Source organism: Pauljensenia sp. UMB3104 (assembly GCF_030217285.1).
Taxonomy (GTDB): domain Bacteria; phylum Actinomycetota; class Actinomycetes; order Actinomycetales; family Actinomycetaceae; genus Pauljensenia.
Genome location: NZ_JASONN010000004.1, coordinates 23,025 through 48,159 on the forward strand (window position 1 = coordinate 23,025; position 25,135 = coordinate 48,159).

A 25,135-nucleotide genomic window follows, 5' to 3' on the forward strand; every position below is an offset into this window, starting at 1 on the left:
TCCATCAGGTACAAACTGAAGGAGACTAACATGAACCTGGCACACAATACGGCGATCCTCTGGCGCGGCCCGGGCAGCGTCCAGGTCGGCGGCGACCGCAGCCGACACGTCCTGCTCGACAACCTGCACGCGGGCGACCAGATCTGGCTCAGCAATCAGGCGCACCCCGCCCACGAGCGTGAGGAGACCCAGGCCTCGCCGGAGCTTCTCGCGGCCCTCACCCAGGCGCGCCTGACGGATTGTAGCGAGGCACTCCCCCACCTGGCACTCGGCATCGTCGGGGCGGTGCCCGCGACCCTCCTTGCCCTCCACAGCCTCGTCGACACGTTCTCACTGTCGCTATCGATCGAGACCCACACCCTGGTCGACGAGGATTGGGACCGCGTATTCGGAGGCCACTACACGGGCACACCGCGCCATCGGGCAGTACGCCGCACCCTGCGCGATCTCATCCCACTCTCGCAGCTCTACGCACAAGGAACACCCGAGCTTTCGATTGTTTCCGCGGACAGGGTCGTCGACCCAGGTATCCCCTTCGGGCTGACCGCGCACGATGCTGCGCACCTCATCGTCACGCGCGGCGAACACTCCTACGAAGTGGGTCCGTTCGTCATCCCGGGCGTCACCCCCTGCTACCAGTGCTCGCAGCACGCACACGCTGCAGCGGACCCGTTCCACCTGGCACACCTGCGCGAGCTGGAAAGCTGGCCGCTCGCGCCACTGGCTCTGCTCGCTCACTTTGCGGCCGCTCAACGCATCGGCCAACTGGTCATGGACTTCGCCTCGGGAACGCTCACCGAATCGCAGTGCGCGCAGGTCGCGACGATTGGCGAGGACGGGTTGGTGCGCGTCGAAGAGGTGGAGCCCGCAACCGACTGCGTGTGCGGCATCGACGGGCTCGCTTCCTCGCTCACGCCCCTTCGTCGACGATGACTTCTTCACCGCGCACAAGTGCGAGAACGGGGGCGGCGAAGCGCTGCACCTTCACGTCTCCGATGCCGCGAATGATGCGCAGCTGCGTCGTGTTCTTTGGCATGGCCTGCGCGATGTCGCGCAGCGTCTGATCCGTGAAGACCGCGAAGGGAGGCACCCCCGCCTGGCGTGACACCTCGAGGCGCCAGGCCTTCAGGCGCCCAAACAGCTCGATCGCCTGGGGTGAGGCCTCCTCTTCGAAGGCCTGGTTGAGGGCACGCGTGGAGGCACGAGCCCTCTTCTTGGGGGCGCCCACACGCGCCTCCTCGGGCCAGATACCGTCGAGCAGGTGACTACGCTTGCGCTTGCCGCGCCCATCGGCCCCCCGCGAGCGCGCCCACGACACGGTCAGCAGGTCGCGCGCACGCGTGATCGCCACGTACAGCAGGCGACGTTCCTCCTCGCGCGCCGCGGCTGTCTTTGCGTAGGAGATCGGCAGGAGACCCTCGGCGACGCCAACGAGGAAAACGGCGTCCCACTCGAGGCCCTTGGCCGCATGGATGGTGGCCAGCTCGACTCCTGCCTTGTCTGGTTCGACCTGATAGGCGACGCGCTCGTCGAGTTCGGCGACGAAGGCTGGCAGCGTCTGCGCCTGACTGTCGTCCGCCCAGCCGACGATCGCGTTCATGTTCGACCAGCGCTCGGAACCCGCCTGACCGGAGGGGGCCTCGGGCGCCCAGCCGACGCCCGACAGGACGTCGCGCACGATCTCGCCCACGCTCCCCGTGTCGGTTGCTGCCGCCGCCGCGGCACGCAGACGCGAGATGGCGGTGCGCACGTCGTCGCGCGCAAAGAAGGGCTTGCCTCCTGCGACGGCCACGGGGATTCCGCGCGCCCCCAGGGCCTCTTCGAAAGCCTGGGACTGGCCGTTGGTGCGCATGAGGACGGCAATCGAATGGGGCGCCATCCCCGCGTCGATGAGGTCGGCGATCGAGGCCGCAACACCCTCCGCCTCTGCCCGATCATCGTCGTAGGTCCGATAGGTGACCTGGGCGCCGCCCTCGCGCTGGCTCGACAGGCGCACCGTACCCTCGCGCTGGGACGAGTGAGCCAGGACGTCGTTCGCCAAGCTCACGATCTGCGGAGTCGAACGGTAGTCGCGGGTCAGCTCCACGATGCGAGCACCCGGATGCTTGCGTCCAAAACCCGTCAGGTAATCCGGGGACGCCCCCGTGAAGGAATAAATGGTCTGAGCGACATCGCCGACGACGCACACATCGTGGCGACCGCCCAGCCACAGGTCGAGCAGACGGGCCTGGAGGAGGTTGACATCCTGGAACTCGTCAACCACGAAGGAACGGTATTGCTTGCGCACGATGGAGGCGACGTCCGCGCGCTCCTGCAGCATGCCGCACAGGTAGATGAGGATGTCCTCAAAGTCGATGACACCGCGCTCGTTCTTCGCATCCTCATACACGTCAAGGAGACGCGCCATGTCGCCCGCGTCCAGCCCGGCGGGCACGTCACGCCGCAGGCGAGCCACACGCGACGCGTAGTGCGCGGCGTCGACCATCGACACCTTCGCCCATTCGACCTCGGCCGCGATATCGCGAACGTTCGTGCGGTCGATCGTGATCCCAAGGCGCGCAGCGGAAGCCGCGACGAGGGATGCCTTATGCGGGATGACGTCGGGCAGCGGCCCGCCCACGACGGTGGGCCAGAAGTGGCGCAGCTGGCGCAGCGCCGCGGAGTGGAAGGTGCGCGCCTGAGCCTTTGGAACACCCAGCTGGGCCAGGCGGTGGCGCATTTCGAAGGCCGCGCGCTGCGTGAAGGTCACGGCCAAGACGTTCGATGGATCGAAGGCACCGACGGCCGCCCCGTAGGCAATGCGGTACGTAATCGCGCGAGTTTTGCCGGTGCCCGCACCGGCCAGAACGGCGAGCGGCCCGGCCACCTGCGTGGCGACGGCGCGCTGATCAGGATCCAGGGCGTTCAGCAGTTCCTCGGGGTTCATGGCCCCCATTCTTTCATCGCCCACGCTCACTTGCGTCCCGCACCCTCGGGCCCGCTCGGCAGGTCGGCGCCATACCATTCCCGAAGGAGCGCGTAAGCGATCGAGGCGCGACCGGGCGCGCTGATCTCACCGGATTCGAGCGCGCGCGTCAGCTCCTCGCGACTGTAGAAGCGCGCCCACTCGATTTCCACGCCGTCCGCCTGCGGAGTCGGGTGCTCCTCGAGGGTTCGCGCACGATATCCCATCATCTGCGAACGCCCGAAAGGCCAGGGTTGCGTCGCAACGTACGTGGGCGTCTCGATATCGACGCCAACCTCCTCGGCAACCTCACGCGCAACCGTCACATCCGGGGACTCCCCGGCCTCGACATAGCCGGCGATGATCGAGACGAAACCGGGCTGCCACAGCGCGTTATGCGCGAGGAGCACGCGCCCATCGTGGTCCTGGACCAGGACGATGATCGCGGGATCCTGGCGCGGATACTCCAGGCGGTCGCACGTCTCACATCGCGCGGCCCACCCGCCGGACACAAGCTGCACCTGCGCCCCACAGCGCGGGCAGTAGCGATAATTTGCGTGCCACCCCGCCAGAGCGAGCGCGGTCAGCGCCAGGGCAGCATCATCTCCGTCGAGGCACCACCCAACCGCACGCAGGTGCTCCCAGTGACCTCGGACCTCGTCCCGGCTGGTCTCGATCGCGACGACACTGCGTCCACCCGCCACACCGATGAACGAGGCAGTGGCCCCCTCGAGGCCGCGCGCAGCCTCATCCCCACGCAGGCGCCGCAGGACCGGGGTATCCGTGCGACGCGCCCCGGCCTCGTCGAGGAGGACGAAACCGGCAGCGTCAACGACGATAACGTCGGCCTCACCGGCGCGCACGAGGGCGGCGGGAGCCACGGAATCGCGCAGCGCGACCGCCGGATCAACGTGACCGCGAACGAGAGGTAGATCAAGACTCATAACTCCACGGTAACGCGGTGGGCTACCCTAGGCACTATGACTGATACTCCCCTGCGCGCCGATGGGCGCACCCCGTCCCAGCTCCGTCCCGTCTCCATTACCCGCGGCTGGTCGGGTACCGGCGAGGGCTCTGCCCTCATCGAGTTCGGCAACACCCGTGTCCTGTGTGTCGCCTCTTTCACTGAGGGCGTGCCGCGTTGGAAGCGCGACTCCGGCGAGGGCTGGGTGACCGGCGAGTACTCGATGCTCCCGCGCGCGACCGAGCAGCGCTCCTCCCGCGAATCTGTCAAGGGCAAGGTGGGCGGACGCACCCAGGAGATTTCACGCCTCATCGGACGTTCCCTGCGCGGCATCGTGGACGTGGCCGCTCTCGGGGAGAACACCATCGTCCTGGACTGTGACGTCCTGCGCGCCGACGGCGGCACGCGTACTGCGGCCATCACCGGCGCCTACGTGGCCCTGGCCGACGCGGTGTCCTGGGCGAAGGACCAGGGCATGCTCAAGCCCTCCGCGAAGGTCCTCACCGACTCGATCTCCGCGATCTCCGTGGGTGTCATCGACGGCACCCCGATGCTGGACCTTCCCTATGTTGAGGACGTGCGCGCACAGACCGACATGAACGTCGTACAGACCGGCGACGGCCGCTTCATCGAGGTGCAGGGCACCGCCGAGCATGCCCCCTTTAACCGCGATGAGCTGAACGAGCTCCTCGACCTGGCGACCCTGGGCAATGCCGAGCTCGCCCGCGCGCAGAGGCTCGCGCTCGAGGCGCCCCTCATGGAGCGCGTCGAGGTGCGCCCGTGAGCGCGCGCCTGGTCTTCGCGACCTCCAACGCTCACAAGGTGCGCGAACTCGAGGCCATCCTGGCCCCCGCGTGGGAAGGCTTCGAGACAGGCTGCGTGGCTCGCATGAGCGATTTCGACGTGGCTTCCCCGGTTGAGGACGGAGTGACCTTCGAAGAAAATTCGCTGATCAAGGCCCGCGCCCTGGCTCGCGCCACCGGCCTGGCGGCCATCGCCGACGACTCCGGAATCACCGTGGACGTGCTGGGTGGAGCACCCGGCATCTTCTCCGCGCGCTGGTCCGGATCCCACGGGAACGACGAAGCGAACCTGCATCTTCTGCTTGATCAGCTCTCCGATGTGCCCGACCGCCACCGCGGCGCCGCCTTCGTGTCGGCGGCCGTCCTCGTCACCCCCGATGGCCGCGAATTCGTCAAGCGCGGCGAGGTACGCGGTACCCTGACGCGCACCCCGCGCGGCGAAGGCGGATTTGGCTACGACCCAATCTTCGTCCCCGAGGGCTTCGAGGTCACGACCGCGCAGATGAGCGCCGAGCAGAAGAACGCGATCAGCCACCGCGGCATCGCCTTCCGGGCGCTCATGCCCCACATCGTGGAGTATCTGCGCGGCTGACACGCAGCGCAGACACAATCGTGCCGGGCACCCGAGGGTGTCCGGCACTTGTGTGATGCGCCCGCAGGCGCGCCATCAACGGGCGACGAGGTTACCGAAGATGGGGCGGTCCATCGAGAACTGCAGGGGATTGGTCTCTTGACGCACCCTGAAGTGATGGGCGAAGCGACGAAGGATATCTGCGACAAAACGAGACATGGTGTGCTCCTCTTTGAGTACCGTGCGATGGATCTGTCACCGCGTCGTACTGATATAGTGCGCCTAAAATCGCGCGTTTTCCATCGACATTTTCTAATTTTTCTGTGAAGTGCAACTTACAGACTTTCCCTTGATAACACTTGAGAAAGTCTTGACCATGAAACGCTGATCGTCTTAATTAATCCGCCGGTGGATACAGCCTGTTGGAGACGCTCCCGTGGACACAGTGAGGGGGCAGGCCCTGGGCCCACCCCCTCACTACCCCCAATTCAACGTCGAGTCAGCGGGCGCGCGCCAGTCGCACACGGCGCGGCAGGTAGCGGCGCACATCGAAGAAGCGAACGACCTGCATGATGCGGCGCGCGAGGCGGTCGCGCACACGCCAGATCATGGTGCAGCCGACGCCAATGAAGATGGCGTTCGTCAGGAAGGAGGGCCATGCGCCGGTCGAGGCGCAGGCGATCGCCAGCAGGACGCAGCTGGAGACATTCAGGGAGTGGTAGCGCAGCGAGTCAGGGGCGAAGCGCTTGGAGGAGACCAGGTAATAGGCGGCGATGGAGGCGGCCGCGCCAACCCATCCGAGGATCGTGATTGCGAGAGAGAAGATCGTCATGACTCATATGATGCACCTTCCGCTAGTCAAGCACAATTGAATGGTTCTATAGTTATCTTACAGTTTCACTTAACAAAGGAGTTCGCGTGGACATCGACCCTCGCCGCCTGCCTTTCCTGCTATCCGTCGCACGTGAGGGCGGCATCGTTGCCGCCGCAGACATCCTCATGGTCTCGCCCTCAGCAGTATCCCAGCAGATCCAAAAACTCGAGGAAGAAGTCGGCCTCAAGCTCGTTGAGCGCACCACCTCGGGAGCCATCCTTACCCCCGCTGGCACCATCGTCGCCGAGGCCGGGGAACGCATCAACGCAGACATCGCCGAAGCCCTCAAGGCCCTGCGCCCCCTGACGGGACAGGTCACGGGAACGGTCACTATCGGCGCTTTCCTGACGATCTGCCGCTCCACCCTGATTCCCGCACTCCCCGACCTCGTCGAGGCTCTCCCGGGCGTCGACCTGCGCATTGAGGAAACCGAAGAGACCCCCGGCATGGCGGCGCTACGCACCGGCCACTACGACATCCTCGTCATCGAACGAGACGAGGACCCGGGCCTACCCCCGCGCGGATACACGGATATTCCATTCCTCGACGAACCCTGGGTGCTCGTCACCCCCGACTCCGCTCCCCCGATCGGGTCAATCGAAGACCTGGCCGACCTGACATGGCTACGCGTCAATCCCGGGACCAGCGGCGATCACGTCATGCGCCGTATCACCAAGGCATTCCCAGATACACGCTGGGCCCCCCACCTGTACACGACCTACGAGGCGGCCCGCTCCCTCGTGCGAGCACGCACGGGCTCGACGATCCTTCCGGCGATGGCACTGGCGGGAGCACATACGGAGGGCATGCGCATCACGCCCCTCCCGTCACTGGGTACTCGCAAGATCCTGCTGCGGCACAAGAATCACGGCTGGTCGAAGGCCGCAGGCCCCGCGCGCGTCGCCGCCTATCTGGCCGAGTGGAAGCGCCACAACGCCACCTACTCGACGCCCTCGGACTGACACGTTCGCACAGGCCTCGCCCCGCCGATCGACGGGGCGAGGGACTGCTCAGAGGCTGACCTCCATGCCGGAAACCGCGAATTCGAGAGGCCCGCTCCACGCCTGACGAATCTCCGAAGAGACCTGCTCACGGGGCGTCCACGGCTGAATATGGGTGGCGATCATGCGCCCGACCCCAGCCCTCGTCGCGAGAGTCCCCGCGCGCACACCGTCCATATGCATGTCGGGCTCGGTGGCTTCAGAGGTAAAGCCAACCTCACTCAGGAGGACGTCGACACCGGATGCCCCCTCGACGATCGTGTCGCACAGATCGGTATCGCCCGTATAGAACAGGGACACACGGCGGGAGGGATCATCCTCGGAAGGCCCCTCAATACGCAGGCCAAAAGCCTCAACCGGGTGCAGGGCGCGGAACGGACGAATCGTCATCGGGCCAACCTGGTAGGACTCCCCCACCTGCAGGTGAGTGAAAGCGAATTCAGCCTCGTAGCACTCATCCTGCGCGGCGCCCTCGATCTGACGGACACGATGCATCGTCTCCGCGGGCCCAAACAGGGACACGGGCCGCAGGGCGCAGGAGCCGGGACCCCACTTGCGGTACACCTGCAGCGAAATGATGTCACCCATATGGTCGGCATGGCAGTGCGACAGGGCCAACGCATCCAGGTCACACGGACACAGGTGCGTCCACAGCGCCCCAAAAGAACCAGGTCCCAGGTCACACACGAGCGAAAACACGCGTTCCCCGCCCGATTGCGGGTCGATGCCGCGCGCTTGAATGAGGTAGGAGGATGCGGGGGACTCGGGCCCCGACATCGAGCCTGTCGCACCGATGACGGTCAGCTTCACGCGACACCACCGCCGGTGCTCACGCGCACAACGGATCCCACCTCGGGGCCGAGGAATCGCCTGGCCAAGCGCGGGAAAGCGTCGGATGCACCCGTCGCCAGGAATTGATGCTGCGGCCCCTGCCCGGCAGGCCATGGGTCATGCAAGAGCCCCCGGTCCACCAGCTCGTTGTAGGTCACGTTCGCTGTCGCCTCCGAGGAGGTGACCAGGGTGACGCCCTCGCCCATGACGCGCCCGATCACGCCGGTGAGAAGCGGGTAGTGCGTACAGCCCAGGATCAGCGTATCCACGCCCGCTTCCTTCAGCGGAGTGAGGTACTCGCGCGCCACAGACTCAATTTCTTCGCCCGTGGTCACCCCGGCCTCGACGAAGTCGACGAAAGCCGGGCACGCCTGCTGGCTCACCGTCAGCCCGGGCACGGCCGCGAGCGCACGGAGGTATGCCTCGGACTGGATGGTTGCCTTCGTTCCGATAACGCCAACATGGTGGTTGCGGGTGGCGATGACGCTCTGTCGGGCGGCCGGAGTAATGACCTCGATGACGGGGATGCCGGCATCGATCCAGTAGCGTTCGCGAGCATCCGCGAGGGCAGCTGCCGTCGCTGTATTGCAGGCGATGACGAGGGCCTTCACGCCGCGCGAGGCCAGCTCGTCGAGAGCGGAGAGCGTCAGCGAGCGCACCTGCGCAATAGCGCGAGGACCGTAAGGCGTGTGCTCGGTGTCGCCCAGGTAGATGATCTCTTCATCGGGCAGTTTATCGATGACTGCGCGCGCCACCGTCAGCCCACCTAGGCCCGAGTCGAAAATTCCGATCGGGGCGTTGTTCATGTATCCGACCTTATGCGTTACTGCGAATTATTGACGGCTTCCAGGAGTGAGTCCTGCCACCATGTGATGAGCATATAGATGGCGGCGACAGTTTGCGAACGTTCCCCGGTCGGTTCACTCATCGCCAGTTCTTCGATCCGCTGCGCGTCACTTTCATCGGATAGGTCCAGTTCACCAGCCAAGCCGAGCCGAATGTCATTGAGGGCGCCCAGCCACGACCACACGTCACCGGGCCGTATCACGAGGGTGTCCGTCTCGCCGTGAACGATGTGGTCAAGATCGCTGACGATGGAGCGCAGTCGCACCGACTTCTCACGACGCAGGAGATCCTCGGTGAGGGCACGCATCCGGGCGGCATCGTCCTTGTCCTCGCTCATGGAAGGAAGGAGCATCCGCAACGTTCGTTCTGGCGGAGCTTCCCGACGCTGTTCGGTTTCCGTCAACGCGCTCAGCGTCGACGGAGTCACGCCGAAGTCTCCCGGGTCATCAAGGACAACGAGGACCTCGGTGGCAAGTTGGCGCAGGAGAAGCGCTTCGCCACTACTCATCGACGAAGCAAAGCCGCCGTCTCGAGGAGCGAAACCTTCCATCGTTTAGTCTCTGTCTTCTTCGATGGTGGCGCGCAGCCCGTAGGAATGCATGGCCATGACGTCGGCTTCGATGCGCTCGCGCACTCCCGTGGAGACGGTGGCGCGCCCGCGCGTATGGACGGCCATCATGAGCTCCTCCGCGCGCGCGGCGGAATAGCCGAAATACTGCCGAAAAACGGCACTCACGTAGCTCATGAGATTGACGGGATCGTCCCACACGACGGCACGCCAGCGCGGCACCGCGGTGGGTGCTTCCTGCGCGCGGGACGCTGGTTGGAGGATCGTTGTCATATGTCAACACTACGGGCAATGAACGTGTCTGGGAAGCGAATTCGCACCCCGGTGACACGGTTCTCAGGGTAGGCTCACAGTATGCCTGCATCGACATCTACTTCATTGCTGACTGATATGTACGAGCTCACGATGCTCGACGCCGCCCTCAAGGATGGCACCGCGCATCGTCGCTGCACGTTTGAGCTGTTTGGGCGCCGCCTGCCCGCCACGCGTCGTTTCGGCGTCGTGGCCGGTACCGGTCGCATTCTCGAGGCCCTGGAACGCTTCGAGTTCGACGCCGAGCAGATCGATTGGCTGCGCGACCAGGGGATCATCTCCGAGGAGGCCGCCCAGTTCCTGTCCTCGTGGCGTTTCACCGGAGATATCTGGGGTTACGCCGAGGGCGAGTGCTACTTCTCCGGATCGCCTCTGCTCACCGTTGAGGGCACCTTCGCGGACTGCACGCTCCTGGAGACGCTGCTCCTGTCGATCCTCAACCACGACTGCGCGGTGGCCTCGGCTGCCTCGCGTATGACGATCGCTGCCCACGGCCGCCCCTGCATGGACATGGGTGCACGCCGCGCCCACGAGCGCGCCGCGGTGTCCGCCGCGCGCGCCGCCGTCATCGGTGGCTTCCAGGGCACCTCCGACCTTGAGGCCGCGAAGCGCTACGGGATCCGCTGCATCGGCACGGCCGCCCACGCCTTCACGCTCCTGCACGACACCGAGCGCGATGCCTTCGATTCCCAGGTCGCCAAGCTGGGCGCGGGCACGACCTTGCTCGTGGATACCTACGACATCAGGCAGGGCGTCATCAACGCGGTCGAGGCCGCGCGCGCTGCGGGCGGCGAGCTGGGCGCGGTTCGCCTGGACTCTGGCGATCTGGTCGCTGAGGCCTTCAAGGTGCGCGGACAGCTCGACGCGATGGGCGCGACGACCACCAAGATCACGGTGACCTCCGATCTGGACGAGTACGCGATCGCCGCCCTCGGCGCGGCCCCCGTGGACTCCTACGGCGTGGGCACCAAGCTGGTGACGGGCTCTGGCGTCCCGACGGCCGCCCTGGTCTACAAGGTCGTCCAGCGCGAGGATTCCAACGGCGAGACCGTGCTCGTTGCCAAGAAGGCCGAGTCGAAGTCCACGGTCGGCGGGCGCAAGGTCGCCGGCCGCGTCCTGGGCGAGGACGGCTACGCGACCGAGGAGCTCCTGCTCGTCGGCACGTCCTTCGAAGAAGGCCAGGCACTCCTCGCCGAGCGCGGCGCCCGCCCGCTGCAGGTCCAGCTGGTTCGCGGCGGCCAGATCGACGCCGCTGCATGGGGTTCCGAGGCTCTGTCCCGCGCCCAGGAGCACCACCTGCGTGCCCGCAACGAGCTGCCCTACCAGGCGTGGCGCCTCTCCGAGGGCGAGGCCGCGATCCCCACGCGCTACGAGAAGGTCGACTGACCGCTTCACGCACTGCGGCCAGGCCCCGGCCTCGTCCTTCGCTCAGAGGGACGAGGCCGGGGCCTCGTGATACGTCAGTGTGCGCCGAGTGCGACGCGGCCGCGCGTCAGTGGCGGCCGACGAACCATTCGCGCAGCAGGGCGATGCGCGCCTCAATCTGCTCGGTCGTGGCCTGGGCGACCTCGGGGCCGCCGCAGCGCGAGCGCAGGCGCGAGTGGATGGTCGCGTGGGTTTCGCCGGATCGGCGCGACCACGTGGAGACCAGGTGCTGGAGCTCCTTGCGCTTGGCGGCGCGCAGCTTGTGAGCCGGGATGCCCGCGTTCTCCTCACGCATCTTTTGGGCGGCGCGGCTCTTCTTTTGGGCGGCAACCTGGTCGGCCTGGCGGGCGCGCAGCAGGGTCGTTACCTGGTCGGCGTCCAGCAGGCCGGGAATGCCCAGGTATTCCTGCTCCTCCTCGGATCCGACCTCGGCACCGGCGCCCCATGCGGCGCCGTCGAAGAGGACGCCGTCGAACTCGGCGTCCGCTCCCAAGACCTCGAACTGGGAGAGCAGGTCAGAAGATGCCTTTTCCTCGCGGTTTGCGGCCGCGACGAGGGCATCCTCGGGGTTCCACATGTCGTCTTCGCTGGCTTCCTCGCGCTTGGGGCGATCCAGCGCGTGGTCGCGCTCGATCTCCATGCCGCCGGCGAGGGTCAGGAGGGGCACGACGGAGGGGATGAAGACGGTGGCGGTCTCACCGCGGCGGCGCGCTCGCACGTAGCGACCGATCGCCTGGGCGAAAAACAGGGGCGTGGACGCATTCGTGGCGTAGACGCCCACGGCCAGGCGTGGAACGTCGACACCCTCGGACACCATGCGCACGGCGACCATCCATTTGTCGGTGGAATCCGCGAACTCGGAAATACGGTCGGAAGCATCCGCATCGTCGGAGAGGACAATCGTGGGGGCCTTGCCGGTGATGAGGCGCAGGTGGCGGGCGTAGGCGCGCGCGTGCTCCTGGTTCGATGCGATGACGAGGCCGCCCGCGTCAGGCACGGCGCGGCGCACCTCCTCGAGGCGCAGATCGGCGGCGCGCAGGACGGCGGGGATCCACTCGCCCTTGGGGTCGAGCGCGGTGCGCCACGCCTGCTTCATCATGTCCTTGGTGAGGGGCTCGCCCAGGCGGGCACTGACCTCATCACCCGCGTTGGTACGCCAGGCCATCTGTCCGGAGTAGGACATGAACAGGACGGGGCGCACGACGCCGTCCTTGAGGGCGTCGCCGTAGCCATAGGTGTAGTCCGCGCGCGAACGTCGTATACCCTCCTCGTCTTCCTCGTAGGTGACGAAGGGGATCGGCGAGGTGTCAGATCGGAAGGGCGTGCCCGTCAGGGCCAGGCGGCGCGTCGCGTCCGTGAAGGCCTCGCGCACGCCATCGCCCCACGACAGGGAGTCGCCGGCGTGGTGGATCTCGTCGAGGATGACGAGGGTGCGGTAGGCGCGGGTACGGGCGGCATGGACGGCCGGATTAGAACCGATCTGCGCGTAGGTGACGGCCACACCGTCGAAGTGCGAGCCGGCCACGCCCTGGGAGTTCGTGAAGTCGGGGTCGATGTGGATGCCAAAACGCGCGGCGCTCGAGGCCCACTGCCCCTTGAGGTGCTCGGTGGGGCACACGACGGTCAGCTTGTCGACAACTCCGCGCGCAATCAGCTCAGTTGCAAGGGTCAGGGCGAAAGTCGTCTTACCTGCGCCCGGGGTCGCGACCGCCAGGAAGTCGCGCGGGGACGAGGCCATGTAGCGGTCCAAGGCAGCGGCCTGCCAGGCGCGCAGCCTGCCAACGGGTGCGCGCCGGGTCGTCTCGCTCACTTGTCGGAGCCCTTTCCTCCATCGGAGAAGGGCCAGTTACGCCCGTTCTTACCCATCGAATCACGCAGCTCCTTGCAGGTGGGGCACACCGGGTACTGCGAGGCGTCGCGGGTGGGGATCCACACCTTGCCGCACAGGGCGACGACGGGCTGGCCCGTCACCATGGAGGAGTTCGCCTTGTCCTTGCGCACGAAGTGGGCAAAGCGGTCGCCGTCCCCGTCCGTGCGCTCCTTGCGGGTCTCGGTACGCTCCAGCAGACCGGTCGAGGACGCGGTGGAGGGACCGGAGGGCGCGGAGGGGCCGGTGGGTTCGTCGAGGGCATTACGCATGGTGTCCATTGTACGTGCCTGGGGATGCTTCCAACGGGTGGCACGCGTGCGCTCGAAGCGAAGAAGCGACGCTCACAATAAGGCCCCGACCTCGCATTCACGAGGCCGGGGCACGGTCGGATGGGGAACCTATCTCACAGGTGTTCCTTCTCCCAGACCTCCTTGTAGAAGTCTGCGAGCTCGAGCTTGGAGGCGGCGGCCTCGTCGAGGAGCACGGTGACATCGGGGTGGTGCTGGAGGATGGACGCGGGCCAGCGCTGGGTCACGCCGCCCTCGATCATGGCCTTGACCGCGTCAGCCTTGCCCTCACCGGTGGCGATGAAGATGTGGGCGCGCGAGTCCATGATCGTGCCCAGGCCCTGGGTCACGCAGTGCGTGGGAACCTGGTCAATGTCGCCATCGAAGAAGCGCGCGTTGTCGCGGCGGGTCTGCTCGGTCAGGACGCCCACATGGGTGCGCGACGCGAGGGTGCCGCCGGGCTCGTTGAAGCCGATGTGGCCATCGCTTCCGATGCCGAGGACCTGGATATCGATGCCACCGTCGGCCTTGATGGCCTCATCGTAGGCGGCAGCGCCAGCATCGAGGTCATCGCACCAGCCGTCGGGGCCGTGTGCCGCACCCTCGGGCATGTCGACCAGGTCGACGAGGTTGCGGTGGATGAAGTTCGCGTAGCCCTCGTAGTGGTCGCGGGGCAGGCCCACGTACTCGTCGAGGTTGTAGGAGCGAACCTGGGCAAAGGAGATCTGACCGGCCTCGTAGCGGCGCACGAGCTCTGCGTAGAGCTTCAGCGGCGAGGAACCGGTGGCCAGGCCGAGCACAAAGTTCGGCTTAGCGCGGTAGACCTCGAGGATGCGGTCCGCTGCGAGGGATGCGATCTGATCTTCGTCGTTGAAAATTCCAATTCTCATGTGTTTAACCTTACACTGCTGACGTCGATTTGTCAGACGAATCGACGATGATTTTCCACAAATGTGTGAGCTGGGCTATCCGTGCAGGGCAGCGACGATTCGCTCGACCTCAGCCTGATCGGTACCGGAGGTCCCCGGAGCACGCATGTGGACCTCCCGAGCGCCCGAGGCTGCCACAACCTCGGCGACATTGTGAGCACGCAGGCCACCCGACACCAGGATGATGATGTCGTCTCCCCCGCGCTCAACGAGCCGAGCGAGAGCCCCCGGCTGCGCGACCGCCGGATCACCGCCCGTCGTCAACACTCGGTCGTAGCCAAGTTCCATCAGCACGTCGAGGCCGCGATCCTGGTCCACGACCTGGTCGAAGCCACGGTGGAAGGTCAGCGGCGCATCCTCGGCCACATCGCGCAGGCGTGCGGCCGCATCCACGTCGATCTGCCCGTCACGCGTGATGACTCCGACGACGAAGCCGAGGGGCACCGACGCTCCCCGACCGATCGACGCCAGGGTCACGATGTCCGAGGCGATTCGGTCCACCTCTTCACGCGTGTGCACGAAGTCCCCGGGGCGCGGGCGCACAAGCACCTGCACGCCCCCAGCGGGAGCCACCTCGAGGGCGGCCGCCACCTCGTCGAATGCGGGGGTCAGGCCACCGCACGACAAGTCGGTGCAGATCTCGATGCGATCCGCTCCCCCGTCGCGCGCACGGCGCACGCCGAGCGCATCTTCCACGCAAATCTCAACAACGGTCACGGCTGCCACCTTTCGTAGCACGTCGAGCCACCCACGCGGGCGGCCAGGATCGCCGCACCCCAACGGCCGCCCGCTCCCCCAAGGGAAGCACGGACGATCTCGGGGGCGTCACGGAATGTCAGCATCGAGGCAAACTCTTCGCGCAGCGGCGCCAGCAGGTGCTCACCCGCGTGCGACAGGCCGCCGCCGATGATGATGCGTTCGACGTCGACGGTGAGCGTCATGTGGGTCAGCGAGAGGGCGAGGGCGCGCACAGCGGTGTTCCATACCTCGGTGGCGACCGGGTCGTTTCCGATGCCAGCCTCGACAGCCTTCGCGCCGATATCCTCGCCGGTCGCCTGCTCGTAGCGCCGGGCAATGCCCTTCGCCGAGGCGTAGACCTCCAGGCAGCCGCGCGAACCGCAGCGGCAGGACTCACCGCCCGGGAAGACGGGGGCGTGCCCGACCTCTCCGGCGCTGAACGTCGCGCCGCTCCACAGGCGCTCGCCCAGCATGAGGGCCACGGAGATACCGGTGCCGATGGGCATCATCAGGAAGGAGGAGGCCCCACGGCCCGCGCCGAGAAGACCCTCGGCCAGGCCGGCGGCGCGACCATCGTGCATGAGCGCGGCGGGCACACCCGTCGCTTCCTCGACCGCGCGGGCCAGCTGAACGCCGCGCAGCTCCAGGTTCGCCGCATACACGACGGTCCCACTCTCCTCATCGACGAGGCCGGGGCAGATCAGGCCGAAACCGACCAGTCCCGGGTAGCCGCTGGCAAGCCGGGCACCGATGCGCCCCACCTGATCGGCCACGGCCTCGCGATCGGTGGGTTCGTGTCCCTGCGTGAGGATCGATCCCGCCTCATCGACGATCATCCATTTTATGGACGTGCCGCCGATGTCGATGCCGGCGAATACCGGCCCCTGGGAATCCTTCACGGCACTCATGGTTCAACGACCTGTGCATGCAGATCAGGATCGGCCATGTCGGGATCGAAGGGGAACATCGGGCGGTCGATCTTGTGGTGTCCGAGGCGGATGAGATCCTGGTCGACACCACCCGGAGTCAGCGCCATGAGCCAGCCCTTCTGGGTCTCGTACAGGTCGGGCTCAAGGTAGCCGATCTTGACGACGACGACGTCGGCGGTCGTGATGTCCACGCCGAGCAGCTCGAACTGGCAGTACATCGTGTACTGGTTGCGGTTCGTGGTGACGATGAAGCGCAGGCCACCCGTGCGCAGCAGGGCGGTGTGGCCACCCATCGGGTCGTCGGCCAGGGCCTCGACCGTGGCGTGCACGCTCAGCGTTCCAGGCTCGCGGGTGTCAATGTGTCCACCGACCTCGAGGTCCACCTCAGCACCCACACCGGCCTCCCACGCGACCGCGGCCGCGGCGGGGTCGATGATCGAGGCGTAGATGACGTCGAGCGTCGCTTCCTGGACAGGCTTCCACGCAAGCAGCGCCGCGAGCGCGACCGTCACGTCGTCGGCACCGCCAGCACCCGGGTTGTCGCCGGAGTCGGAAATAAAGAAGGGCTTGGGCCCCTCCTCGGCGGCAGCCAGGCACTCTTCCATGGAGGCGACGGGGGCAACGAACTCGAAGCGGTCGTGCACATCCCAGAAGTACTGGCCAATACGCTCGGCCTGCTCCTTGACGAGTTCCGCGTCGTCGCCGGTCACGACGACCGCGCCCTTGCAGCGCGGCTGGTCCGCCCACGCGAAGCCGATCCAGATTGCGGCGTCGAGGATGCCGTCCATCGCTTCGATGGGGTCAATCATCTTGTACAGGGACTTGGCGGGTTCGATGCGGGTCGAGGTCTTCTCGCCCGGCAGCAGGACGGGGACGTGGACGAGGGCCTTGACGGGCTTGGGCTGCCCGTTCAGGAGGCGCATGCCCAGGTTGTAGGCGGCACGACGACGCGACTCGAGGGCGTCCTCGTGGGGTGCGAGGCGGTAGCAGGTGAGGATGTCGCAGCCGTCGAAGAGGTCCTGGGAGACGTTTCCGTGCAGGTCCATCGAGGCGCTGACCATGGGCTCCGGGCCGATGACACCGCGGATGGCGTTAATGAGGTCGCCTTCGGCGTCGTCCATGCCCTGGACGCTCATGGCACCGTGGATGTCAAAAAAGAGGCCGTCGAGGGGACCGGCAGCTGCGAGGCCTTCGAGGATTTCGGCCTTCCAGGCGTCGTAGGCGCCACGCTCGACGACGCCGCCGGGCAGGGCGCGCGAGTGCAGGACGGGGATCCACTCGATCTGGGTGGCCCAGTCCTCGTCGCGCCAGTAGAAGCGATCCATCAGTTCCTCGCCGCGCGTGACGATGAAGTCGTCGGCCGTCGAGATGTAGGGGGTAAACGTCGAGGATTCGATGTGAATGCCGGCAACCGCGATGCGGGGCTTGGTCATGAGCGATTCTCCTTTGAGATCTTCGAGGGGGTAAGTGTGGAGAGTCCCCAGAGCGCGGCTTCGCGCCCTGATCGAGACGATTCGATCACAAGGTGTTCCATGATCGAGGGGAGGCAGGATTGGTGGAGTGCGGCGCGCACTCCCGCGGTGAAGGCATCGACGGCGGAGAGTGCTCCTCCGACGATGACTCCCTGAGGCGCCAGGAAGGACACGAGGTGGGCGACGCTGTGGCCCAGAAGGGTTCCCGCCTGGCGGATGGCCGTCGCAACTTCGGGAATACCGTCGCGTGCGGCGGCGAGAAGCTGTGCGTTGTTCTCATAGACGAGGCCGGTGGCGGCCAGGTCTGCCCGGATCGAGTCGGCGGACGCGATTGTTTCGAGGCAGCCGACGTTACCGCACTTGCAGGGGCGTCCGGCGGCGGCCTCGACGGGGATATGCGAGATATCCCCGGCCAGTCCGCCCTGACCCACCTGGGGCACGCCCTCTACGAGGTAGGCGCCACCGATGGCGGAGCCAGCCTTGATGTAGATGAGCGTGTCGATGGGGGCGACGCCTTCCAGCCGGCGCCGGTAGACGGATTCGCCGATGGCTCCCGCGCGCGCGTCGTTTTCGATGAGGGCGGGTAGACCGCTTTGCTCCGTCACGGCCTCGGCGACGTTGATTCCATCCCACCCGGGCATGCGGGCGGGGCGGATGACGCGCGAACGGTCAGCGTCCACGGGGCCTGGAACCGCCAGGGCAAGGCCGCCGACCCGCACGCCGACAGCTTCTTCCTGGCGCGCCACTTCCTCCATGACGGCGTCCAGCACCACCTGGGGGCCTTCCGCAATATCGATGAGGAGGCTGCTCGCCACACCTATTCCGCGCGTGGGACCCGTCAGGGCGACGAGGCCGTGGTGGGCTCCCAGTTCAACGAGAGCAAGAGCGCCGGCTCCGTCAGAAGTAACGAGTCGACGCGCCCTGCGCCCGCCGGTCGAGACAGACTCGTCCGCTTCCGCGACTTTGCCCGCCTCAACGAGGCGGGAGACGGCCGCCGAAATCGTTGACGGTGCAAGGCCAGTTTGCTTGACAATTGCGGGACGCGTATCCGCCTGACCGGATCCGATCAGCGTCAGGACGGTCTCATCGACGTCATGCGTGGCCATGACACCTCCTTCACATAGATATGCGGTAACTTCAACGTTACACAGCGCTCATCGTCGAGAACACCTTAATTATGCCCCATCGAAGAAAGTGTGGCACTTCTTTCGCCAAAATTCTTCGTTATTTTTTCGCAACATTCCGAATTTTGGTCATAGTGGCAACATCGGCCGACAAACTGTCATATGATGTATGCCATCTGGCAGGGTCCACTCCCGTCAGTGTCCCCCGATCAACGTTGATTTGGAGCAGTCATGAATCTCAGTAAGAAGCGGTGGATCGCCACCGGAGCGGCGCTCGCAATGGTCGCCACTCTGGGCCTGTCCGCCTGTGGCGGCAGCAACCGCGCGGCTACCTCGGAAACCGGAAAGAACGAGGTCACGATGGCCTCGCGCACGCCGAACTGGATCTTCCCGGTCTCCGCCAAGGGCTACACCCAGGGCGAAAACGGACAGTTCATCCAGGCGATGTACCGTCCCCTCTTCGCCTACAAGTCCACCTCCGACACCCCCTACAAGATCAACCTGCCCAAGTCCCTGGGCACGGTCCCCGAGGTCTCCGAAGACGGTAAGACCTTCACCATCAAGCTGCGCGACGACGCCAAGTGGTCCGACGGCACCCCCGTCACCACCCGCGACGTTGAGTTCTGGTGGAACCTCGTCACCAACAACAAGGACGAGTGGGCCTCCTACAAGAAGGGCTTCTTCCCCGACGGCGCCGAGCTGAAGATCATCGACGAGCACACCTTCTCCATCACCACCGAAGAGAAGTTCGCTCCGGCCTGGTTCATTGACAACCAGATCAACAAGGTTGCTCTCCTCCCCCAGCACGCCTGGGACAAGTCCAGCGCCGACGAGGCCGTCTCCGACCTCGACCGCACCCCCGAGGGCGCCCAGAAGGTCTTCTCCTACCTGCAGGGCGAGGCCAAGAACCTCTCCTCCTACGCCACCAACCCGCTGTGGCAGACGGTGAACGGCCCCTGGAAGCTCTCCTCCTTCACCCCCGACCAGGGCCTCGAGCTCGTTCCCAACGAGAACTACTGGGGCGAGGACAAGCCCAAGATCGACAAGCTGATCTACAAGGCCTTCACGGGTGACGACGCCGAGTTCAACTCCGTGCGCTCGGGCGCCATCGACTTCGGCTACATCCCGGCTGCTCAGTACAACCAGCGCAAGGCCGTTGAGGACAAGGGCTACCAGGTCTTCCTCTGGCCCGGCAACTCCATCACCTACCTGGCCCTGAACTTCTACGACAAGGCCCCCGGCTCGAAGTTCATCAAGCAGAAGTACATCCGCCAGGCCATGCAGGAGCTCATCGACCAGCCGACCCTGTCTGACAAGATCTGGTCCGGCACCGCCTCCCCGACCTGTGGCCCCGTCCCCATGGCGGCTGACAAGGTCGGCACCACCGAGGGCTGCGCCTACAAGTTCGATCCGGACAACGCCAAGAAGCTCCTCGAGGACCACGGCTGGAAGATCAACCCCGACGGCGCCAGCACCTGCGAGAACCCCGGCACCGGTGACAACCAGTGCGGTGAAGGCATCGCGGCCGGCGACGCGCTGAACTTCAAGCTCGTCTCCCAGTCGGGCTTCGTCTCCACGCACCAGATGTTCGAAGAGATCATCTCCCAGTTCGGCAAGGTCGGCATCAAGATCGACATGAGCGAAGTTCCCGACTCGGTCGGCGCCTCGCAGGCATGCGACGACGAGACCCCCTGCACGTGGGACATGTCCTTCTTCGGCTCCCAGACCTCGTGGGGCTTCCCCATCTACGCCTCCGGCGAGCGCCTCTTCGCCACTGACGCACCCGTCAACCTCGGCCAGTACTCCAACCCCGAGGCCGACAAGCTGATCGAAGAGTCGACACGCTCCTCCGAGCCCGACGCCCTCCAGGCATACAACGACTACCTCGCGGAGGACCTCCCCGTTCTGTGGATGCCCAACCCGTACTACCAGATCACCGCGGTGAAGAAGACGCTCAACCTGGGCGACATCGACGCCACCGGCGACACCTGGCCCGAGGATTGGTCGTGGTCGACCGAAGGTAAGTAAACCTTCGCCTTGACGCCTCATGGGGCAGGCGCCCGCACCCGCACATGCGGGCGCCTGCCCCCTTACTGTGGAGTTCGCAATGATCCAATTCATCCTCAAACGCCTCGGCCAGGCAGTCATCGTCGTCTTCCTGGTCACCATCATCACCTTCATCCTTCTCCAGTCCCAGCCGGGCGGCGCAGCCCGAGCTGCCCTCGGTAAGGATGCGACCCAAGAACAGCTCGCGGCCTTCGACCATGAGAATGGATACGATCGCCCGATCCCCGAGCAGTACGTCACCTACCTGAACAAAATTGCGCACGGCGACTTCGGATACTCCTACCAGCACAACCAGTCCGTGAACGACCTGCTGGCCGCCCGCCTGCCGCGCACCATCTTCCTGTCCCTCCTGTCCACCATCCTCGCCCTCATCGTCGCGATTCCCCTCGGCGTATGGCAGGCAGTGAAAAGAAATAAAGCGCCGGACTACGTGGTCACGATCGCGTGTCTGCTCGCCTACTCGACCCCCATCTTCTTCGCGGGCCTTCTGCTGATCGTCCTCTTCTCCCAGGTGTGGCCCATCCTGCCCAACGATGCGCCACAGGGCGAGGACCTCGCGGTCATGTGGGAGCAGTGGGATCACCTGATTCTGCCCGTGTGCGCCCTCTCGATTGGAACGATCGCCGCCTACGCGCGCTACGTGCGCTCCTCCATGGTGGACAACCTCAACGAGCAGTACGTGCGCACCGCCCGCGCGAAGGGCCTGTCGGAGTTCCGCGTTGTCTTCGTGCACACCCTGCGCAACGCCATGTTCCCCGTCATCACGATGATCGGCCTGTACATCCCCGCGATGTTCTGTGGCGCCCTGGTCATCGAGACGCTCTTCAACTTCAACGGCATGGGCTACCTGTACTACCAGGCGACCGGCAGGCGCGACTACCCGATCCTCCTCGGCGTCGCCCTCATCGTCTCCTTCGCGACCGTCATCGGCGCGCTCCTGGCAGACTTCCTCTACGCCCTCGCTGATCCCCGCATCCGACTGGCAGGACGTGCCAAATGACCACAGCAACCGCACCAGTGAGCGCGCCAGCGAAGGCGCGCACCGCCCGGAAGTCGACGAAGCTTCAGGGCCTGCAGGTCTTCATGGAAAACAAGCTCGCCGTCTTCGGCGTGTGCTTGATCCTCATCCTGATGGCCTTCTCGTTCATCGGCCCCATGTTCTATGTGACCGACCAAGTCCACACCGACCTGGCGAACTCAGCGCTGGCCCCCTCCGCAGAGCATCCGCTCGGCACCGATATGGTCGGTTACGACCAGCTCGGACGCCTCATGAAGGGCGGCCAGACCTCGATTATCGTCGGCCTCTTCGCAGGCATCTTCGCGACAACGATCGGCACCCTCTACGGTGCGATCGCCGGCTTCGTGGGCGGCTGGATCGATGCGGTCATGATGCGTATCGTTGACGCACTCATGTCCGTGCCCGTCCTGTTCCTCTTCATGCTGATCGCCACGATGATCCCCCCGACCGTCCCGGTCCTCATCATCATCATGTCGGCGCTGTCCTGGCTGGGCACATCCCGATTGATTCGAGGCGAGGCCCTCTCCCTGCGCACGCGCGAGTACGTCGTCGCGATGCGCGGCATGGGTGGATCGATGCCCCGAGCCATTCGCACGCACATCGTGCGCAACACGATCGGCACCGTCATCGTCAACGCGACCTTCCAGGTCGCCGACGCCGTCCTCTACGTCGCCTACCTGTCGTTCCTCGGCCTGGGCGCGCAGCCTCCCGCCACTGACTGGGGAGCCATGCTCTCCAACAGCCAGTCGCACGTCTACTCGGGCAACTGGTGGCTGCTCTACCCGCCGGGCGTCCTCATCATCCTCCTGGTCCTGTCGTTCAACTTCATCGGCGACGGCCTGCGTGACGCCTTCGAAGTTCGACTGCGCAAGAGGTGAGCACTGAACTATGAATACTCCACTCCTTCAGATCAAAGATCTGCACACCGACATTGAGATCCGTTCCGGCGTGGTCCGTGCCCTCTCCGGCGTCGACCTGCACGTGAACCCCGGCGAAACCCTCGGCATCGTGGGCGAATCCGGCTCCGGTAAGACCATGACCGCTCTGTCTCTCATGGGGCTCCTGCCCCAGGGCGGCAAGGTCTCCTCCGGCTCGATCATCCTCGACGGACAGGACCTCACCCAGCTGCCGCTCAAGGAGAAGCGCAAGCTGCGCGGCACCAAGGTCGGCATGATCTTCCAGGATCCGCTCACCTCTCTGAACCCGACCATGAAGATCGGCCTTCAGGTGTGCGAGCCTCTGCGCGTGCACGAGGGCCTCTCGAAGAAGGAAGCCCTCGAGCGCGCCGTCGAGATCCTCAAGCGCGTTGGTATGCCTCGTCCCGAGGTGGTTATCAACAACTACCCACACCAGCTCTCCGGCGGTATGCGCCAGCGCGTCATGATCGCCATGGCCCTCGTGTGCAAGCCGCGCATCCTCATCGCGGACGAGCCCACGACGGCCCTGGACGTGACGACGCAGATGCAGATCCTCGACCTCATCGACGAGCTGCGCGACGAATACAAGATGGGCGTCATCCTCATCACTCACGACCTGGGTGTTGTGGCCGGTCACACCGATCGCGTTGCCGTCATGTACGCCGGACGCATCGTTGAGACCGCCCCAACGAAGACGCTGTTCACCGAGCCGAAGCACCGCTACACGAGCTCGCTCATGGCGGCCCTGCCCGAGCGCGCCCTCGCGGCCGGCACCAAGCTCTTCTCCATCCCCGGCGCTCCCCCATCGCTGACCAACCTGCCCGTGGGCTGCCGCTTCGCAGCCCGCTGCCTGTGGGCCACTGACGAGTGCCGCGCGGGATACCCGGACCTGCGCGGCGACGAGACCCACACCTTCTCCTGCTTCCACCCGGTTCAGGAGGGCGACGAGTCTCCCGCGGTCCTCCAGGGCAAGTTGGATTCCAACAAGACCGACGGTGCGGCCGAGAACGTCCCGCAGATCTCCCACGAAACACTGCTCGACGTCAAGGAGGCTTCGCGCGAGTACGAGTCGGCCGGATCGGGCTTCTTCAAGCGCGAAAAGGGCGTTGTCTCCGCCGTCGACCGCGTCTCCATCACGGTGAAGAAGGGCGAGACCTACGGCCTCGTCGGCGAGTCCGGCTGCGGTAAGTCCACCGTGGGCCGACTCATCGCCGGCCTCGAGCCGCCCTCGGGTGGCGCCATCGAGCTCGATGGACGCGACCTGGCCACGCTCAAGGGACGCGACGCCGTACGCATCCACCGCGACGTGCAGATGATGTTCCAGGACTCCTACGCGGCGATGGACCCGCGCATGCGCATCGACCAGATCCTGGCCGAGCCCATGAGCATCCAGAAGACCGGCAACGCTCGCCAGATCGCCGAGCGCATCATGGAGATCCTCGAGCAGGTCGGCCTGACCGAGGAGATCCTCGACCGCTACCCGCACGAGTTCTCGGGCGGACAGCTCCAGCGCATCGGCTTCGCCCGTTCGCTGACCCTGGCACCCGACCTGATCGTGGCGGACGAACCCGTTTCCGCATTGGACGTCTCCGTCCAGGCACAGGTCCTCAACCTCATGAAGGACCTGCAGCAGGAACTGGGCCTGTCCTACCTGTTCATCAGCCACGACCTGGCGGTCGTCCAGTACATGGCGGACCGTATCGGCGTCATGTACCTGGGCCGCATCGTCGAGGAGGGCCCGGCTTCCGAGGTCGTCAAGAACCCGAAGCACCCCTACACGAAGGCGCTCATCGACTCGATCCCCGTGCCCGACCCGGAGTTCAAGCACGACGAGAATGCCATCAAGCTCACCGGCGAGCCGCCGAGCGCCGTCAACCCGCCTGAGGGTTGCCGTTTCCGCCCGCGCTGCCCGTTTGCGGGCGAGGAGTGCAAGGTGCAGCCCATGCTCACGGATGAGACGCACCGCGTGGCCTGCCACCACCCGCTCCTGTCGCTGAGCGTGAAGGAAAAGGTGGACGCCTGACACATACGTTCATGCGAACTCCAAGCGGTGCCCCCGGCCTGAGTCATCAGGCCGGGGGCACCGTCATGCAGGGCAGAACACGATGCGCTTCCAACGGCCACGACCGCGCCGGGGCGCCACTGCCCATCGCGGCGGCATCATGGCCACAAAGACGCGTGTGGGGCGCGACCACGCGGTCACGCCCCACACGCTTCGCTGTCGTCAGCGCGTCACTTGGAGACGGCCTTCTTCAGGGTGGAGCCAGCGGAGAGCTTGACGCCGTAGCCAGCGGGGATCTTGATCTCTTCACCGGTGCGCGGGTTGCGGCCGGTGCGGGCGGCGCGCTCAACACGCTCGACCGAGAGCAGGCCGGTGACCTTGACGGCCTCGCCCTTAGCCAGGGACTCAACGAGGACGGCCTGGAAGGCGGCCAGGGCCTCGTCGGCCTTCGCCTTGGTCAGGTCGGCGCGTTCGGCAATCTGAGCGACAAGCTCGGTACGGTTCACGGACATTGAGAAACCTCATTCCTGTTCGTTCTTGGTTACCACTTTCGTGGCCACGAATGACACACTACGAAATCTTCGACGATTTCGCCGACTTTAGGGCCAGATTTCGCGGATTTCACGAAAAATTCTCGATTTTT

Annotated in this window: 25 protein-coding genes; 9 read left to right on the forward strand and 16 right to left on the reverse strand. The window is 65.7% G+C overall.

Translation table 11 applies throughout. The features are described from left to right. Window positions 1-30 precede the first annotated feature (30 nt). Window positions 31-933 (forward strand): hypothetical protein, encoded by a 903-nt coding sequence (locus tag QP415_RS03135; protein ID WP_285098630.1) that lies wholly within the window; start codon window positions 31-33, stop codon window positions 931-933. Here the strand turns inward: QP415_RS03135 and QP415_RS03140 are convergent. Together QP415_RS03140 and nudC are read right to left on the reverse strand one after the other, a co-directional pair. Next, window positions 911-2,926 carry an ATP-dependent DNA helicase UvrD2 gene (locus QP415_RS03140; protein ID WP_285098632.1) on the reverse strand — a complete coding sequence of 672 codons (2,016 nt, stop codon included), beginning with the start codon at window positions 2,924-2,926 and terminating at the stop codon, window positions 911-913. The two genes, QP415_RS03135 and QP415_RS03140, sit on opposite strands and share 23 nt — an antisense overlap. A 26-nt stretch (window positions 2,927-2,952) precedes the next feature. Next, complete coding sequence (gene nudC / locus QP415_RS03145; RefSeq protein ID WP_285098634.1) at window positions 2,953-3,888, reverse strand: NAD(+) diphosphatase; 936 nt, start codon at window positions 3,886-3,888, stop codon at window positions 2,953-2,955. A gap of 36 nt (window positions 3,889-3,924) precedes the next feature. Here nudC and rph point away from each other — a divergent pair, with 36 nt between their 5' ends. Then, on the forward strand, window positions 3,925-4,692 hold the full coding sequence (gene rph, locus QP415_RS03150) for a ribonuclease PH (RefSeq protein WP_285098635.1): 768 nt from the start codon (window positions 3,925-3,927) through the stop codon (window positions 4,690-4,692). Continuing rightward, window positions 4,689-5,303, forward strand: a complete 615-nt coding sequence (gene rdgB, locus QP415_RS03155) for an RdgB/HAM1 family non-canonical purine NTP pyrophosphatase (RefSeq protein ID WP_285098637.1) — start codon at window positions 4,689-4,691, stop codon at window positions 5,301-5,303. The genes rph and rdgB overlap by 4 nt, the downstream gene beginning before the upstream one ends. A 75-nt stretch (window positions 5,304-5,378) precedes the next feature. Here the strand turns inward: rdgB and QP415_RS03160 are convergent, their stop codons facing one another. Together QP415_RS03160 and QP415_RS03165 are read right to left on the reverse strand one after the other, a co-directional pair. Then, window positions 5,379-5,501: a hypothetical protein gene (locus QP415_RS03160; RefSeq protein WP_016460073.1), complete on the reverse strand. Its 123-nt coding sequence runs from the start codon at window positions 5,499-5,501 to the stop codon at window positions 5,379-5,381. A gap of 280 nt (window positions 5,502-5,781) precedes the next feature. Beyond that, window positions 5,782-6,114, reverse strand: a complete 333-nt coding sequence (locus QP415_RS03165) for a CBU_0592 family membrane protein (protein ID WP_016460074.1) — start codon at window positions 6,112-6,114, stop codon at window positions 5,782-5,784. Window positions 6,115-6,200: 86 nt separating this feature from the next. Between QP415_RS03165 and QP415_RS03170 the strand changes: the two genes are divergently transcribed. Further along, complete coding sequence (locus QP415_RS03170; protein ID WP_048677471.1) at window positions 6,201-7,118, forward strand: LysR family transcriptional regulator; 918 nt, start codon at window positions 6,201-6,203, stop codon at window positions 7,116-7,118. 48 nt (window positions 7,119-7,166) lie between these two features. On the opposite strand, the gene QP415_RS03175 is transcribed toward QP415_RS03170, so the two are convergent. Genes QP415_RS03175 through clpS form a run of 4 tightly spaced genes read right to left on the reverse strand, consistent with a single transcriptional unit; the run spans window position 7,167 to window position 9,675 of the window. Next, window positions 7,167-7,967 carry an MBL fold metallo-hydrolase gene (locus QP415_RS03175; RefSeq protein ID WP_016460076.1) on the reverse strand — a complete coding sequence of 267 codons (801 nt, stop codon included), beginning with the start codon at window positions 7,965-7,967 and terminating at the stop codon, window positions 7,167-7,169. Next, complete coding sequence (murI, locus tag QP415_RS03180) at window positions 7,964-8,794, reverse strand: glutamate racemase (protein ID WP_016460077.1); 831 nt, start codon at window positions 8,792-8,794, stop codon at window positions 7,964-7,966. The genes QP415_RS03175 and murI overlap by 4 nt, the downstream gene beginning before the upstream one ends. Window positions 8,795-8,811: 17 nt before the next feature. Continuing rightward, entirely contained in the window at window positions 8,812-9,384 is a 573-nt protein-coding gene (locus tag QP415_RS03185; RefSeq protein ID WP_048677468.1) for a DUF2017 family protein, read from the reverse strand. Window positions 9,385-9,387: 3 nt separating this feature from the next. After that, window positions 9,388-9,675, reverse strand: a complete 288-nt coding sequence (gene clpS / locus QP415_RS03190) for an ATP-dependent Clp protease adapter ClpS (protein ID WP_016460079.1) — start codon at window positions 9,673-9,675, stop codon at window positions 9,388-9,390. Window positions 9,676-9,756: 81 nt separating this feature from the next. Between clpS and QP415_RS03195 the strand changes: the two genes are divergently transcribed. Beyond that, window positions 9,757-11,100, forward strand: coding sequence for a nicotinate phosphoribosyltransferase (locus tag QP415_RS03195; RefSeq protein ID WP_016460080.1), 1,344 nt, complete (start codon window positions 9,757-9,759; stop codon window positions 11,098-11,100). Window positions 11,101-11,206: 106 nt separating this feature from the next. On the opposite strand, the gene QP415_RS03200 is transcribed toward QP415_RS03195, so the two are convergent. From QP415_RS03200 to QP415_RS03230, 7 genes are all read right to left on the reverse strand, one after another. Further along, window positions 11,207-12,949: a DEAD/DEAH box helicase gene (locus QP415_RS03200; protein ID WP_016460081.1), complete on the reverse strand. Its 1,743-nt coding sequence runs from the start codon at window positions 12,947-12,949 to the stop codon at window positions 11,207-11,209. Next, window positions 12,946-13,278 (reverse strand): DUF3039 domain-containing protein, encoded by a 333-nt coding sequence (locus tag QP415_RS03205; RefSeq protein ID WP_009647810.1) that lies wholly within the window; start codon window positions 13,276-13,278, stop codon window positions 12,946-12,948. The genes QP415_RS03200 and QP415_RS03205 overlap by 4 nt, the downstream gene beginning before the upstream one ends. Before the next feature lie 134 nt (window positions 13,279-13,412). Next, the gene (gene nagB / locus QP415_RS03210; RefSeq protein ID WP_048677466.1) at window positions 13,413-14,186 is read right to left on the reverse strand and encodes a glucosamine-6-phosphate deaminase; all 774 of its coding nucleotides are present in this window, start codon (window positions 14,184-14,186) and stop codon (window positions 13,413-13,415) included. 75 nt (window positions 14,187-14,261) lie between these two features. Further along, window positions 14,262-14,942, reverse strand: coding sequence for a copper homeostasis protein CutC (locus QP415_RS03215; RefSeq protein ID WP_016460083.1), 681 nt, complete (start codon window positions 14,940-14,942; stop codon window positions 14,262-14,264). Then, the gene (locus tag QP415_RS03220) at window positions 14,939-15,871 is read right to left on the reverse strand and encodes an ROK family protein (protein WP_285098645.1); all 933 of its coding nucleotides are present in this window, start codon (window positions 15,869-15,871) and stop codon (window positions 14,939-14,941) included. The genes QP415_RS03215 and QP415_RS03220 overlap by 4 nt, the downstream gene beginning before the upstream one ends. Next, window positions 15,868-17,325: a M81 family metallopeptidase gene (locus QP415_RS03225; protein WP_048677464.1), complete on the reverse strand. Its 1,458-nt coding sequence runs from the start codon at window positions 17,323-17,325 to the stop codon at window positions 15,868-15,870. The genes QP415_RS03220 and QP415_RS03225 overlap by 4 nt, the downstream gene beginning before the upstream one ends. Next, a complete protein-coding gene (locus tag QP415_RS03230; RefSeq protein WP_285098647.1) occupies window positions 17,322-18,470 on the reverse strand; it encodes an ROK family protein in 1,149 nt (382 codons plus the stop codon). Before QP415_RS03230 ends, QP415_RS03225 begins: the two co-directional genes overlap by 4 nt. A gap of 249 nt (window positions 18,471-18,719) precedes the next feature. On the opposite strand from QP415_RS03230, the gene QP415_RS03235 reads away from it, so the two are divergent. The 4 genes from QP415_RS03235 to QP415_RS03250 all read left to right on the forward strand — a co-directional run bounded on the left by QP415_RS03235 (window position 18,720) and on the right by QP415_RS03250 (window position 24,513). Then, window positions 18,720-20,516, forward strand: a complete 1,797-nt coding sequence (locus QP415_RS03235; RefSeq protein ID WP_016460087.1) for a peptide ABC transporter substrate-binding protein — start codon at window positions 18,720-18,722, stop codon at window positions 20,514-20,516. Window positions 20,517-20,595: 79 nt separating this feature from the next. Continuing rightward, entirely contained in the window at window positions 20,596-21,555 is a 960-nt protein-coding gene (locus QP415_RS03240; protein ID WP_016460088.1) for an ABC transporter permease, read from the forward strand. Next, a complete protein-coding gene (locus QP415_RS03245; protein ID WP_016460089.1) occupies window positions 21,552-22,451 on the forward strand; it encodes an ABC transporter permease in 900 nt (299 codons plus the stop codon). Before QP415_RS03240 ends, QP415_RS03245 begins: the two co-directional genes overlap by 4 nt. A 10-nt stretch (window positions 22,452-22,461) precedes the next feature. Then, window positions 22,462-24,513, forward strand: a complete 2,052-nt coding sequence (locus QP415_RS03250) for an ABC transporter ATP-binding protein (RefSeq protein ID WP_285098649.1) — start codon at window positions 22,462-22,464, stop codon at window positions 24,511-24,513. A 209-nt stretch (window positions 24,514-24,722) separates the two neighbouring features. Here the strand turns inward: QP415_RS03250 and QP415_RS03255 are convergent, their stop codons facing one another. Further along, window positions 24,723-25,004 (reverse strand): HU family DNA-binding protein, encoded by a 282-nt coding sequence (locus QP415_RS03255; RefSeq protein WP_003790058.1) that lies wholly within the window; start codon window positions 25,002-25,004, stop codon window positions 24,723-24,725. Window positions 25,005-25,135 lie beyond the last annotated feature (131 nt).

What these genes read in the sequence shown, in the direction of transcription:
- QP415_RS03135 (WP_285098630.1), top strand. Translation starts at nt 31, where the DNA reads ATGAACCTGGCACACAATACGGCGATCCTCTGGCGCGGCCCGGGCAGC.
- QP415_RS03140 (WP_285098632.1), bottom strand. Translation starts at nt 2,926, where the DNA reads ATGAACCCCGAGGAACTGCTGAACGCCCTGGATCCTGATCAGCGCGCC.
- nudC (WP_285098634.1), bottom strand. Translation starts at nt 3,888, where the DNA reads ATGAGTCTTGATCTACCTCTCGTTCGCGGTCACGTTGATCCGGCGGTC.
- rph (WP_285098635.1), top strand. Translation starts at nt 3,925, where the DNA reads ATGACTGATACTCCCCTGCGCGCCGATGGGCGCACCCCGTCCCAGCTC.
- QP415_RS03160 (WP_016460073.1), bottom strand. Translation starts at nt 5,501, where the DNA reads ATGTCTCGTTTTGTCGCAGATATCCTTCGTCGCTTCGCCCATCACTTC.
- QP415_RS03165 (WP_016460074.1), bottom strand. Translation starts at nt 6,114, where the DNA reads ATGACGATCTTCTCTCTCGCAATCACGATCCTCGGATGGGTTGGCGCG.
- murI (WP_016460077.1), bottom strand. Translation starts at nt 8,794, where the DNA reads ATGAACAACGCCCCGATCGGAATTTTCGACTCGGGCCTAGGTGGGCTG.
- QP415_RS03185 (WP_048677468.1), bottom strand. Translation starts at nt 9,384, where the DNA reads ATGGAAGGTTTCGCTCCTCGAGACGGCGGCTTTGCTTCGTCGATGAGT.
- clpS (WP_016460079.1), bottom strand. Translation starts at nt 9,675, where the DNA reads ATGACAACGATCCTCCAACCAGCGTCCCGCGCGCAGGAAGCACCCACC.
- QP415_RS03195 (WP_016460080.1), top strand. Translation starts at nt 9,757, where the DNA reads ATGCCTGCATCGACATCTACTTCATTGCTGACTGATATGTACGAGCTC.
- QP415_RS03205 (WP_009647810.1), bottom strand. Translation starts at nt 13,278, where the DNA reads ATGCGTAATGCCCTCGACGAACCCACCGGCCCCTCCGCGCCCTCCGGT.
- nagB (WP_048677466.1), bottom strand. Translation starts at nt 14,186, where the DNA reads ATGAGAATTGGAATTTTCAACGACGAAGATCAGATCGCATCCCTCGCA.
- QP415_RS03220 (WP_285098645.1), bottom strand. Translation starts at nt 15,871, where the DNA reads ATGAGTGCCGTGAAGGATTCCCAGGGGCCGGTATTCGCCGGCATCGAC.
- QP415_RS03225 (WP_048677464.1), bottom strand. Translation starts at nt 17,325, where the DNA reads ATGACCAAGCCCCGCATCGCGGTTGCCGGCATTCACATCGAATCCTCG.
- QP415_RS03230 (WP_285098647.1), bottom strand. Translation starts at nt 18,470, where the DNA reads ATGGCCACGCATGACGTCGATGAGACCGTCCTGACGCTGATCGGATCC.
- QP415_RS03235 (WP_016460087.1), top strand. Translation starts at nt 18,720, where the DNA reads ATGAATCTCAGTAAGAAGCGGTGGATCGCCACCGGAGCGGCGCTCGCA.
- QP415_RS03240 (WP_016460088.1), top strand. Translation starts at nt 20,596, where the DNA reads ATGATCCAATTCATCCTCAAACGCCTCGGCCAGGCAGTCATCGTCGTC.
- QP415_RS03245 (WP_016460089.1), top strand. Translation starts at nt 21,552, where the DNA reads ATGACCACAGCAACCGCACCAGTGAGCGCGCCAGCGAAGGCGCGCACC.
- QP415_RS03250 (WP_285098649.1), top strand. Translation starts at nt 22,462, where the DNA reads ATGAATACTCCACTCCTTCAGATCAAAGATCTGCACACCGACATTGAG.
- QP415_RS03255 (WP_003790058.1), bottom strand. Translation starts at nt 25,004, where the DNA reads ATGTCCGTGAACCGTACCGAGCTTGTCGCTCAGATTGCCGAACGCGCC.